12 protein-coding genes are annotated in these 13,193 nt (G+C 41.5%); 4 read left to right on the plus strand and 8 right to left on the minus strand.

Features of this window, described 5'->3' with window-relative positions:
- From B3182_RS06345 to B3182_RS06355, 3 genes are all read right to left on the minus strand, one after another.
- Positions 1–1,796: autotransporter domain-containing protein (locus tag B3182_RS06345; RefSeq protein ID WP_292752035.1), on the minus strand; the 1,796-nt coding region annotated here is incomplete at its 3' end.
- A 160-nt stretch (positions 1,797–1,956) separates the two neighbouring features.
- Entirely contained in the window at positions 1,957–2,649 is a 693-nt protein-coding gene (locus tag B3182_RS06350; RefSeq protein ID WP_292355759.1) for a response regulator transcription factor, read from the minus strand.
- Positions 2,642–4,006: a sensor histidine kinase gene (locus tag B3182_RS06355; RefSeq protein WP_292355761.1), complete on the minus strand. Its 1,365-nt coding sequence runs from the start codon at positions 4,004–4,006 to the stop codon at positions 2,642–2,644. Before B3182_RS06355 ends, B3182_RS06350 begins: the two co-directional genes overlap by 8 nt.
- A gap of 1,098 nt (positions 4,007–5,104) precedes the next feature.
- Here B3182_RS06355 and B3182_RS06360 point away from each other — a divergent pair.
- The 4 genes from B3182_RS06360 (at position 5,105) to B3182_RS16335 (ending at position 8,690) form a co-directional block, all read left to right on the plus strand.
- Positions 5,105–6,142 (plus strand): ABC-three component system protein, encoded by a 1,038-nt coding sequence (locus tag B3182_RS06360; RefSeq protein WP_292355763.1) that lies wholly within the window; start codon positions 5,105–5,107, stop codon positions 6,140–6,142.
- On the plus strand, positions 6,130–6,624 hold the full coding sequence (locus tag B3182_RS06365) for an ABC-three component system middle component 2 (RefSeq protein ID WP_292355765.1): 495 nt from the start codon (positions 6,130–6,132) through the stop codon (positions 6,622–6,624). Before B3182_RS06360 ends, B3182_RS06365 begins: the two co-directional genes overlap by 13 nt.
- Positions 6,624–8,438, plus strand: a complete 1,815-nt coding sequence (locus tag B3182_RS06370) for a hypothetical protein (protein WP_292355767.1) — start codon at positions 6,624–6,626, stop codon at positions 8,436–8,438. The genes B3182_RS06365 and B3182_RS06370 overlap by 1 nt, the downstream gene beginning before the upstream one ends.
- 66 nt (positions 8,439–8,504) lie before the next feature.
- On the plus strand, positions 8,505–8,690 hold the full coding sequence (locus B3182_RS16335; RefSeq protein ID WP_366652711.1) for an MJ0042-type zinc finger domain-containing protein: 186 nt from the start codon (positions 8,505–8,507) through the stop codon (positions 8,688–8,690).
- Between the two features lie 63 nt (positions 8,691–8,753).
- On the opposite strand, the gene B3182_RS06375 is transcribed toward B3182_RS16335, so the two are convergent.
- From B3182_RS06375 to B3182_RS06395, 5 genes are all read right to left on the minus strand, one after another.
- Positions 8,754–10,298, minus strand: a complete 1,545-nt coding sequence (locus B3182_RS06375; protein ID WP_292355768.1) for a replication endonuclease — start codon at positions 10,296–10,298, stop codon at positions 8,754–8,756.
- The gene (locus B3182_RS06380; protein WP_292355770.1) at positions 10,291–10,587 is read right to left on the minus strand and encodes a hypothetical protein; all 297 of its coding nucleotides are present in this window, start codon (positions 10,585–10,587) and stop codon (positions 10,291–10,293) included. The genes B3182_RS06375 and B3182_RS06380 overlap by 8 nt, the downstream gene beginning before the upstream one ends.
- A complete protein-coding gene (locus B3182_RS06385) occupies positions 10,584–10,787 on the minus strand; it encodes a helix-turn-helix transcriptional regulator (protein WP_292355772.1) in 204 nt (67 codons plus the stop codon). The genes B3182_RS06380 and B3182_RS06385 overlap by 4 nt, the downstream gene beginning before the upstream one ends.
- A 93-nt stretch (positions 10,788–10,880) precedes the next feature.
- Positions 10,881–11,741: a DUF6387 family protein gene (locus B3182_RS06390; RefSeq protein WP_292355774.1), complete on the minus strand. Its 861-nt coding sequence runs from the start codon at positions 11,739–11,741 to the stop codon at positions 10,881–10,883.
- Positions 11,742–11,765: 24 nt separating this feature from the next.
- Positions 11,766–13,193: tyrosine-type recombinase/integrase (locus B3182_RS06395; protein ID WP_349677927.1), on the minus strand; the 1,428-nt coding region annotated here is incomplete at its 5' end.

Consider the following 13,193-nt stretch of genomic DNA (forward strand, 5'->3'; position numbering starts at 1 on the left):
CTAACTTCGATATCTTCAAATTGCGTCAAGTTATGACTACCGTAGGCGATAAGCTGATAGGCATCAATATCGGCACGATTGCCAGATGCTAAGCCATTGCCATCAACATTGGTATTCATATAAGACACGGCAAAACCTAAACGACTAGTGGGCGTTATTTCACCATCAATACCACCAACAAACCCATAACTGTCAGCATCGTAACCACTGACGCCATTACGCTCTTGTTGCCGACTCCAGCTTCCCACGGGTTTTAACCACACCGCTTTATCCACCAAGAACTCATCACCAGAGGATAAGCCACGGTTACTGGCCTGCCGACTTTGGATCACCCGGTTGGTGCCGCGCATGGTGTTCGAAGCCAGTCCAGTGGTGCCTGCAACTAATAATGGTAAGGTTTCAGCTACAGCCTCACTGACTTGTTGTTGTGTAGATAATTTACCAAGAGCGGTTGTGACATTTTCAATATCAGTACCGGTGATACCACTATTTACAAAGGTATCCAGCACCCTGGCAGCACCGCGGCCTGGTGTAAAGCCCTGACTATTAACACTTCTGAGCACGCTATTGCCAGAGTCATCGCCCGAATCCCCTCCCGTTCCTTCAGCAATGACTTTCAGGTCAACTACATTGCCATTAATCTCATAGGCAAAATCATATAAAGCTGAGTTATCAGTCATGGTAAAACTAGAAGCGTTGAGTGTGCCTGCACTGATCACACTCGATAGAGTGCCGCCCTGAGTCAGTGATGGTGACCCCATCACATTGACATCCAGACCAGTATCTTTGGCAAATGTGGCAGTCCCCATCACATTCAACTTGGCATAGTTATCCATTGTAGCCACCCCAAGTCTCAATTTGGCATTGGTTTCCTGATGATAATTGGCTGCCTGACTAGCATATATACTTCCAACGTTTAGAGTATTACCTGAATCGACTGCCAGCGTGCCTCCATTTACTCGCATATCACCAGCAAAAAACCGCTGATTATAATAAGTGAATCGGGTCGTGCCACTATAGAGCTCAATATCTCCCTTACCAATTATTGAAGAGCGAAATTGAAGATCCTCATCAGTGTGATTAAACACCAGACTGCCAACCCCATCTCCAAAGCTTAACTGGTTAACATCAAACTTCCCCCCAGCAACTGCCGGCTCATCCTTCGCAGCACCAATATTAATTATGCCGTTAGAGCCAACAGATGAAGCTAGCGTAATACTATTTGCCGTGATAACAGCACTGTTATTCAATGTAATTTCAGCACTGCCACTAAAGCCAAAATATGACCTACTACTCGTGCTAGTCATATTTAACCGGGCATTTTTACCTGTAACCAAAACCTTCCCTTGTGAATCGTCATATGTCCCGATATACAATAGGCCAAGCGTTAGTTGTCCATTATCGTTGATAACCAGTGAACCAGTTTGACTGGTATCATTGCCAACATAAAGAATACTGTTGTTGGCCTCGAGATCAATCGTATTGTGAACAATTGCCTCGCCACCATTACTGATACGAATGTAGTTTCTTTCAGGATTAGCTTCGTCTGGTGCTGCACCTTCGGCCCAGTTTGCCCCCTCACTCCAATAACCACTCGGTATGTTCCAGTCGTAGCTTGTTGCCAATGCAGTACCGGTATAGGCAAGGCTGGTTGAAACCAACAAGCTGCTACTGATCAGCTTCAGCAACCCTTTTTTACGGCTGATCTGACTTTTGGTTTTGCCGCGAGTGAGCTCAGCAGCGACCATCCAGGCTTGACGGCTGGCGTTCCATACAATGCGATATACCCGGTTCATGAGAGTTCCTGTAACGTTTTTTTCATCGATAAACAGGTAACCCTGCAGCATTTTATTTCACTGCAGGATTCTGTTTGCACCGATAAACCATACTCAATTGGCGGGTATTTTCTAAGCTTATTTTTGTATCAATTTGTATCAATAAATCCGGGGGAGATGACTACACAATCACCATGGTTTCGGTCAGCTCATAGCCGACATTTCGCACTGTTTTTATCGGGAACGGGAACTGGTCTGAACTCAGGCGCTGACGCAGCCGAGATATATGCAAGTCGAGACTTCGACTTTCGGGGGAATAATTAGGCTTTCCTATAGCCGTATATAAGGCTTCACGGGTTGACGGCTTACTCAGCTGAGACTGTTTGGCAAGCTCATTTAACAAAGCAAACTCACTGCTGTTCAAAACATGTTGCTGACCATCGGGTGATGTCAGAAGCCAGCTCGTTGTATCCAGCGTCCAACGTCCGGTCTGCCTGACAGGGTTCACAGCCTGCGTCGTAAAACGATTACGCATAACGGCCAATAATTCACGAATATCAACGGGTTTGGGCAAGTAATAATCCGCACCTGAATTAAGACCACTTACCCGGTGTTCTACTTCACCCATTGAGGACAGAATGACCACATCCACGTAAGTATTTTGTTTTAAATGGCGTGCAATGTTGAAACCACTGTCATCTGGCAAATTCACATCCAGCAATACCATATCAGGGTGAAAGGTCTCCATTACCCGCCTTAGCTGCGATGCAGATTCTGCCTCTTCCACCACAATGCCCTCATTGATAAGCACAGCTTTGATTGGCGCCCGGAAATCCGCGTCATCATCGACTATTACAACTCTGGGCTTAGCCATTGTTCCTCTCTGTCTTTGTTAACCGTACGGTAAATGTCGTCAGCCCATCACAGTTCACTGTGACCTCACCTTCATGCATTTCGGTAATTTTTTTGACAAAAAACAATCCTAACCCTGAGCCCCCTGTCGAGTGACCATTGTCAGCACGGTAGTATTTATCAAAAATATAATGGCGCTGTTGTTCATCAATACCTTCACCATCATCCATTACCTGAACCAGATAATCATTGCCCTGCTCCAGTAAACTCACCTGCACAGATTCAATATTTCTCGCATGCCGCAAGGCATTGGCAATCAAATTGGCAAATAATACCGGCAGAAAAATGGATTCACCTTTGACCACAGCATCGGTAGAAACTGTGGAGTGAAATGTCACATTAAATTCGTCAGATAAATTCCTGAGAATTTGCGTCAGCGAAACAGGTTCTAAACTGACCTGGTTGTTTTCGATTGAATGGGCCATCCATTCATCATCCAGGCATCGCTCCACCAGTGAATTGAGTCGTTCTGAAACATTTTTAATTCGTGACAAACTCTCTTCCACGAAGCCGGTCTGTGGCGTTGCTAGCAACAAGGCAGCATCTGCATTGGCTTTGATTGCACCAATCGGTGCTTTGAACTCGTGCGACAACATCGCCATGAAGTGCTGCTGTTCCTGTAGCGAACGATGGGCAATGTCACGGGCATAACTGACCTGCTCGAACTTCACCCTTAATTGTTGCTGTAACTTTTCCGATGCCAATATGATAAGACCGATGGTCGTTACGATACTGTTGATGATTCCCCACAGAAAAATCATATAGCCTGCATTGAAGTCTAAAAATCCCACTTCCCCAATTGGGGTAATCAACATATTCGGAATACGCCACAAACTTATCGCGCTGAATAAAAAAAACATCAATGCCAGGCCTTTTCTGCCTGGCAAATCAATGGCATTTTTGCCTAACACCCAACCACACATCATGCCTAATATCCCAAGACCCAACGACGAGATGATAATACGTTCGCCAAGGTTTTCATTGCCAGGGAACAACATAAACAGCGGGGACAAAATAACGATTAGAGTGGATGGAATCACCCAACTCGTTTTTAAATCGGTCAGTAATCTGACAGCCTGATAATAAAAAAGAAATGACAGAAAAAAACAGCTATTGCTCACCATGATCGACACCATCGGGTCGATGCTATCTCTGAGTAATAAGAACACGGAGCCTAATGCCTGACAACCGCCTCCAATGGCGGCATATTGCAATCCATTTATCTCTTTTATCAGTCGATAAAACAGAAATAAGGCGATTGCCGCGATACAGGTGGTGATAACTAAAACAAGGACAATTGTTCGAAGATCAGGAAACACTATTTTCTCGCAGAGACAGGTTTGAGATAGAGCGAAAGAGTCCGGCTAAATCACTTTAGTGAGGAATTTAAGACTTGAGACTTTTAATAAACAACATGAACCAGCGGGAAATGAGCAATCTACGAACCAGTCCTGATTTCTGTTGCTGCTGATGGCACACGAAGTCCACCAATCAGTCTTTCGCCCAATGATAAAGTGGTTAAATGTCACCTTCAAGTTTCTGGTACACACCCTCCATTTCTATGAGGTTTCCAGCACAACTGGATACATTCACAATTGTTGAAAATAAAGAAAACAGTTTCTTTTAGCGTCTATTCAGATCACAAAACATCTGCAGACCCATCCCCCTACCCTCGTTTTCAAAAAAAACGAAAAGCGGGCCAATCATTAAGGCATACAACTTTTCCACTAAGCTCATCTAAAATGAATGATTTAGTTGCAAACTAAGCTATTTGTCATACAGGCGTTGAGTATCAATCATCGGCATACATCAAATTGCAGGCATAAAAAAAGCGCCGAAAGCGCCTTAACTATTTGATTGTATTGAACTTTAAAATGGAGGTGGGGTCACTATCAAATAGAAGGTGTATAGCATTGTTTTTGTTGAGTATTTTTTATTTTAAATAAAATATTACCACCATAGTTACCATCAAATTAATTTCTTGTACATTACTTCAATGTTTAAAAATAGTATTTATATGTTGATCCGGCGGCGTCAAACGAATACCTCACCTATATACACGACATACATAAGTTTAGATAAACCCTATTTTACACTTTGCCCCCATAGTGGCCCTAGTTACTTTATCCATATATCGTTTTAACCAGCTCAATGAAATGTTTATCTATAATAATTTTGTTGTACAGATGAAGTATTAACTCATAATCCCTTTATCCGGGGTTCAAGTCCCTGTGTGCCCACCATATATCAAAGCCTCAGCACTTGTTTATTGTTGGGGCTTTTTTATTTTTGTCTAATGTAGACACTATGTAGACGGCCAAGGAATGTTTTAAATAAATACATGAGACTACATATATTGGACACAATAGAAATGAAGTGAGAATATCCATTTTTGAAGTATGACTATTGGCAGGGATATGGCTAAAAAAACTCAAAAAATAAATTCGGTAAAATTTCCCCCCGCATCATTAATTCAGCTTTTTAGTGCTGATGAGTGGGAAAGTTTTATCGAGGATTGTTGCCGAGTAGACATGGGAGAAGGCAAAAAATATCAGTTTGTGCAAAAGATGGGAGGAGCTGGTGATGGAGGTCGTGATATTGAAGCTAGATACTCAAAAGAGCTGAAAGTAAATGAATGGGATTTATACCAAGCGAAGCATTATCAATCTGCTATTGGCGAGTCAGTATTATATCCAGAACTAGCAAAAATAATGTATCACATTGGTAGCGGAACCTATCCCTCACCACATACATATTATGTTTGCGCATCTCAGAATACAACACCAAAGTTACACGACTTAATTGCTCATCCCCATGAACTGAAAGAAACTTTTTTAACAAGCTGGAAAGACAAGAAGCACGGTATTGATACAACAAAATTTCCACTTGCTGGTCCAACATTAAATGCCGCAATAAATTTTGATTATTCTAAAGTTGAAGAATACCCAGTAAAGGATCTGATTTCGCTGCATTCAAAAAATTTGCAGGCTCATGCCGCTCTTTTCGGATTGGAACCACTTAGGGGAGACAACCCTCCTACACCAATACTGCCCTCAGAAGAGGAGCTAGTGTACATAAATCAACTCATTAAGGTTTACTCAGAGCACGCTAACAGTGATCTTCTACTAGAGCATATTTTCAAATCCGAAATTTATAAGGAGCATCTAGAAGGGTGTAGAGGCGAGTTTTATAGCGCTGAGGGTCTAAAAAGGTTTAGCAGAGATGTGCTTCCGGGTGAATTTGATCGACTTTTAGTGTCTGTGCTTGCTGGTATTAAACGTATAGCGGCAAGTCCAAAGCATAAAAACGGCATGGATAAGCTCGAGACTGTATTGAGCGCTGCTGCTGAGCTTCAAATCACAAATAACCCTCTGTCTACTAGGTTACTGCCAGCAGATCTTCCTGGAGCATGCCATCAACTAGTTAACGATGAGAAACTAAAATGGCTAAAATAAATTTATTTGAAACATTACCATTTAACTCTCCTTTCGAGCTTGGGATCCGAATGGTCTATATGCTGTCCAGCATGTTTCCTAGAGGAGCGGACTTACAAAAACTTCTATTGCTTGATTATGCTGCTATTTATTCTGGAGATTTTTCTGGCCCAGTGAGCTTGCATACACCAGTTCCATATAGAAGTGCAGAGATATATACCAGACGAACAATCGTCCTGTCGGGCCTGCGTTTAATGGCAACAAAAAATCTAGTCGATATCCAATTAGATGACGATGGGATTACATATTTTGCTGGGATTAATGCTCGAGCAATTGTTGATTCGGTCGAATCTCCTTACTTTTCAGAACTAGTGATGCGTTGCAACTGGGTAACTTCAAAGTATGGCTCTGTTGATATGATTGAGTTAACAAAAATATTTCATGATTTAGGTTGTCGTTGGGAAGCTGAAATGAATGAAGAGTCAAAAAGGATATTTGAATAATGCCAGTAATACTGCAAAAGTTAATTGCCACAGGACTTAGAAAGCCTGAGGCGGAGATACTTTTTAGAGGCAATGGTACTCTTGTCAGAGGTCCTAGTGATACAGGAAAGTCTTATATTCGAGATTGTCTTTGGTATCTCCTTGGGGGAGAAAAGGTACCAAAAGAAATACCAGAGAGTAAGGGTTATACAAACCTATATTTGCAGTTAGAGACATCAGAAAATGACATTTATACAATTAAACACTCACTCTTAGGTGGTGTTGCCGAGATTTTTAATGGTGAAAAAGAAGATATAAATACAGATGAGCCCTTGTCTGATGATGTTGGAGTATTTCTTGTTGGGCTCTCTGGAGCGAAAGGCAAGCTAGTCTTACGTTCCACATCAAAGCGTGGGCCGATAACAGGAGGGGATTTACGGCATTGGTCTCTCATATCACAGCCCGCGATGATTAGTGAGGAAAAGACGACAGGCGAATCATATAGTAGCAGAACTCAGCGCAAGGCTTCTTTTTCAGTGTTTTTAACAGGGCAAGATGATTCGGCAGTAATATTGGCTCAATCTAAAGATGAAAAGCTGAAGAATAAAACATTAGCTATAGCTATAGAAAATGACTTAGAGCGTATAAAAAAAGAGGTTCCTGATGGAAGGACAAAATCTGAAATTGAAGATGCTTTATCAAAAGTTAATCTCACTCTAGACATACTGTCTAGCCAACAAAAAGAGCGATCATCAGAGCTGCGTGAAATTCGTAATTCACTTGCGGCAACAATATCTGAGCTATCGACTGTTGAATCTAAATTAAATCAGTCTCTGCTTATGGCGTCTAGATTTTCGCTTCTGGATGAAAAGTATGTAAGTGATTTAGACAGGCTCCGTGCAGTTGTAGATGGCATTGCTGTTTTTGATGCTCTACCTAGTCAACCTTGTTTGCTCTGTGGTACTCCGATTGACTCACAGCTTGATAGCAATGAAGTTTTAACTGAAACAGTTTTGAAACAACAACTTGCGATGGAAGCGGAGGCAAAGAAGATAGAAGCTCTTCGGGGTGGATTGAAAGATGCCTTAGAAAGAGAAAATATAATTATTTCGGAGCTTACCAGTCATGTTGAGATTCTCAAGGAGCAATTCACTAGGATTTCCCATCAAGAAAAAACAGCTCTACAAAACAGTGTTTCTGAATTTAGCGCTGATCCAAAGCAACTTGCAGAGGCTAAAACTGAATATTCAGCACAACTTCAAATATTCGAAGAAATGGATAGGTTAGTTGCTGAACAAGAAATTATCTCTAAGCTTATCTCAACTAAAAAAGGAGCCGCGATAAAAAGACAAACGGATGTGGATGCAGTGAAGGTCGGAGAAATAGTGAAGACCCTTCTATACTCATGGGGGTTTAAAGAGATAAATACTGTTGACCTTGAGGCTGTAGATTGCGATATAAAAATTGATGGGAGGCAACGATTGAGCTATGGTGCAGGAAAGCGTGCAATATTCCTCTCTGCATTGATAGTAGCTTTGATGCAGCATGCATTGGATAATGGACATCCTCATCTAGGCGTTGTTGTTTTAGATTCCCCACTTAAGTCATACTCTGATCCAAATAATGCCGCCGAGGCAACTGTTTCACCAATAACTGTTCGTGACCTATTTTATGACTGGCTGTCTAAATGGACTGGTCCCGGACAAGTTATCGTGTTGGAGAACGAGCCTGTTAAACAAGATACAGCAAGTCGATTATCTCCAATCGAGTTTTCAGGAGTATTAGATAAAGGAAGGGCGGGGTTTTATCCTGTAGTTAAAAAAAATACCTTTTGACCTATAAAAAAAACAACTCGTTACGTTCACAATACCCCTATGAATAAGTATTGTAAGGATTTAAAAATGGTTAAAACTTGGAAGTCTGAAGAAACAAGCGAACAATGTGAAAACTGTCGTGCATTCTACAAAGTGGTAGAACACAGAGTGCCAGTTAGAGATAAAGATTCATTCTCATGTACTGAATGTGGTCATCTAATAAAAAGCTGGAATTCAACTTCCTATTACATTTACACGCTAATTAAGGATTGAACTAGAGCTATTCAAATCTAATACGTACAGTTATTGACAGAACTCCAAGTAAAAGCGGGCTAATCAGCTAGCCCGTGAAATTTCCCATGTGTGTGGTCGGGTATTGATTCTGACATTGTCATGCTCAAGCCCGTAAATGCTTTGTGCTTTGATTTCACCGTATTGGTTTTCTTTAAGCACACCGGTAGAAATATCAACCGACTCTTTGTAAACAAGCTTGATTGGACGATCTTTTCGCGCGCAATCATGACCTCCCATCAATTTCATATACTCATCCCACTTACTATCATCAGCAGCCTTTCGGCCCAACTCGATAAGCGACTCAGGATCTTCTAGAGGAGTCAAACGGCGTAGTTCTCTCCAAATACTTACTCCAGCCCCACCAATTTGCTGAAACTGTCTGATCCCCCATATAGAGGCCCATGTTTCGATTCGTCTGGCCGCTTCCGATGGGTTTTCACCGTAAACACCGATATCTATATCTTCACCATCTATATTTTTTGAAATATATTTAGCGATATAGCCCGTTGCACTTCCTTTGTTAGGGTCAATTTTAACGATGGTTATACGGTGCTTATCTGCTCCCTCTTCATCTCCTTCCTCTTCAAAGGCATAGTGAGTGAAAATATCTTTAAGCGATTGTTCATCTGAACCTTTAATGAATAACAGCAGATGCCAGTGAGGCGTTCCGTCATGATGTGGCTCAGCGACTCTAAAACCATAGGGACGTATACCTTGACGATTTAACTCGGATCGAATTCTGGAAAAGGTTGTTTTCAGATATTCTTGAGCATCTCTTGCCGAACTGCCATTCCAGTTTTTGGTGGGATCGCCACTGGTTGAATAAGCTCGGTGATATTTTGAAGGACAGGTCAGGGTTATAAAAAGCGAAATATGCCCTTTAGATTTGGCATAATCTTCACACCCTCGACAACGTACCATCAGCTCAGCTTTTCTTATAGCCGGATTGGAAACGCTAGTAGCTTTCATCTCGGATAACAAAAACGAAAGACCTTCCTCATTAGTAACCAGCATATTTTCCAGAAACTCATGCTGTTTTTGCTTTTGCCATCGGCGGCGCCTGACATTTAAATCTGAGGCATATATCTCTGCGTTTTTCTTTACGAAATTTAATGTTCTGGCGATGATTTCAATATCACGATTTTGTCTTGTACGAAGATTAGAAAGCCACCAACTTTTTCTAATTGAGTGTCGAATGATTGAAAGCATATCAGATGTACTTGGCCCTTCTTTAAGACCAGACGGCTGAATACCTCTAGAAGCCATAAAGCTGAGAATTCTCTTATAAGGTTTTTTGAGGGATTCACTGTTTGAAGACTGCCAGATAAAAATGCACTCTTGGGCCTCACTCTCAGCAAGTATCTTTAAGTCATCCTCATCAGCATTTAAGGTTTTCAGGCTTAATCTGCTTAGCACAGCAGATTCGATATGTTCGCTTATATTTAAGAGATACAGGTTTGCTTCTCGTCGGCTTTGGTTCTTTAAGCGTTTGTGATATTCCACAATGATTTTTTTCTTAAAGATATCTGGCAGGGTATTGGTTTTTTCATCCACAAAAAGGCGATCATCACGATGTATTTCAGTCATGATTAGCCTCCAAGTATTGTCGGCCTTTATCGCTAATCGTAACAATCAGCCATGTGATCCCAAGGTCAATTTCTGGATAAGTTTCAGCTAATCCGTTTTTATACAGATTTTGAATAGCTCGGATATCAGTCTTAAAAGGTGGGACTGAGGAATGTATTACTGCACCAAACTTTTCACATAAATCTGTACAAATCAGAACAACATTTTCGGGTTCCAATCCACCAGTATTAAGCCATTGCAGATAATTAAGTTGTGCAGGCGTGATTTTTAGCTTTTTCAGAGGCTTCATGACAATGCCTCCAGGTTGCGAGAAGCAGCAATACGCTCTTCAAGCCATTGATTAATTTCAGACTTGAGCCAGCCGCTTGAAAAGCTTGTTAGCTTGATTTGTTTTGGAAAGCGATTCTCACTGATCAATTTGTAGATTGTTGAGCGAGCAAGGCCCGTCGTCGTTATGACTTCTGGCAGTTTTAGAATTTGTTCAGACATCAATATCTCCCTGTGATTTGTAGTAGATGCAGGGAGAGATTTTCCAGTAGTTAACTCAGTGTTTCATTGGATGAGAATAGCCATAAAATCTTCCTAGGAAGTTTTTTGGGTGTTTTTCTTCCGATTTGCGTCTGCGAGAACATTTAGCATTCTTCTTAAAGATGCTTGTGAAGTTAATATATTGGCGTAATGCTTAGACGAATCATCTATCCTTCCGGCTTTACCAACTACGTCCCTAGGATCTGGAAAGAGTATTTTTCCAAGAATTGGGCTGGTTACTTTATTTCCAACCAAGCTATTCCATGTTGCTAAGTCTAAATATGCTAAAACTCTGGCATCGTGCCATTTTCTGAAAGCAACAAGATTGAAACTATTAATCTTGCGCTCTCTGTTGTTGGTCTTTTGAGTTGCTTGCCGTTCAGCTTTGGCATTTGCCACCCATCCTGAGACGGCATCTAAAATCTCATTCTTAGAGCAATTCAGATCGATCTCAAGCCACGCCAAATTGTCTTTTCCATCCATAGCTTCAATTTGCATGAATTCGTTTAGTTGGCCGAGATTATTTTGATTAATTAGTGGATAAATTTGGGTTTGTACTGCTGAATATAACTGCTCAAGCTCAGCAGTTTTTAATCCATCTGCTGTGCTAAAGAGATCGAAGTAAGTCAGCTGTCTGACAACAGAAGCATACTGGGCATTATCCTCAGCAAGCATGTCATTTAAAATTTTGGCATATGAACTCTCTAAAACAACTCCCAAGCTGATATTTTTCTGTGTCAGCTCTAATATTAATTTCTTTGTTTGTTCATCTATAGATTTGCCAATAGCATGATAACCAAGCATTCGCATCGTGAGATTTTCAAGCCAATTCACTAACTCCATATTGGCTGCTGCATCGTATTTCGTTATATCAAACTCGGGTGGAATAAACTCACTTAAGTTTTCTTGGTTCATCTGGTAATGCCTTGAATATTTTGTTTAAGAATTGCTTTTAATCGGGATAACATCTGCACCCTTGGCTAATCCATCAAGGTAATCAGCCCATGCCTGCATCATTTCTTTTCGTTCTGGCAAATATTGAGCGTAGTTATAAGCTGCTCTCACACCATTTTTTTCACTGTGGGCAAGTTGTCGTTCTATAGCATCACGATTCCAGCCCTGCTCATTGAGAATTGTAGAAGCCATACTTCTGAAGCCGTGAGCAGTCATTTCTTCCTTGGTATAACCTAATCTTCTTAGACTTGCATTGATGGTGTTGTTGCTCATCGGCCTTGCTAGAGTTCGGTTACTTGGAAAAACATATTTTCCTCTGCCTGTAAGTGGCTTTATATCCTCAAATATAGCTAATGCTTGTTTTGATAACGGGATGATGTGCAACACTTTCATTTTCATTCTTTCGGCTGGGATACGCCATTCAGCATTTTCCAGATCGATATCATTCCATTCGGCTTGTCGAAGCTCTCCCGGTCTGACGAATACATAGGGCGTTAAACGCAGAGCACATGCAGTAATGTAGCTGCCTTGATAGCCTTGAATCGCTCGCATTAATTCACCAATAGCTTTAGGCTCGGTAATAGATGCAAAGTGAGTTTTTTTGGCTGGAGGTAAAGCACCAACTAAATCTGCTGCAGGATCGCGTTCAGCCCGACCGGTGGCAATTGCATAACGTAGGATCTGACTACAGATTTGGCGAACACGGTGAGCACTATCAATAGCGCCCCTACTTTCCATTCGACGCAGTACCATTAACAATTCTGGTGCGGTTACAGTATTGATTACTTTTGAACCAAGCCAAGGATAAACATCATTACGCAATCGGCCGATTGTGCGTTGTTTATGCTGTTCAGACCATTCACTAGAGAATTTTGTAAACCACTCATCAGCTACAGCTTTAAAGCTGTTTTCGCTTGCAGCATGTTTATATAGCTTTTCAGTCTTTCGCTCGACTGCTGGATCAATATCATCAGCAACCATTGCTCTGATTTCATCGCGTTTAAGGACAGCAGATTTTAGGGTAGTTGTGGGATATGTTCCCAGAGACAATTCTTTTTGTTTCCCACCAAAGCGATAACGAATGCGCCACCACTTTCCACCTTTGGGAGAAATAACAAGATAAAGGCCAAGTCCTGCTGAAAGCTTGTATTGCTTAGCTTCAGGTTTAGCATTTCGGATTTTCATGTCTGTTAAAGCCATTGTTCCCACCAGCACTTTGAATGTTCCCATCAAAGTTACCACTAAAAATGGTGGGAAGTACATAGACACTATTGGACGAGGCTGGAACACGACAATCCATAAAACCGTTGATATTACTGGTTTTACGGACGATTTAGGATGGTTGTGGAAGTGTAAATGGAGGCTGGGGTCGGAATCGAACCGGCGTACGCGGAGTTGCAGTCCGCTGCATGA

This window comes from Methylophaga sp. UBA4204 (assembly GCF_002379485.1).
Taxonomy (GTDB): domain Bacteria; phylum Pseudomonadota; class Gammaproteobacteria; order Nitrosococcales; family Methylophagaceae; genus Methylophaga.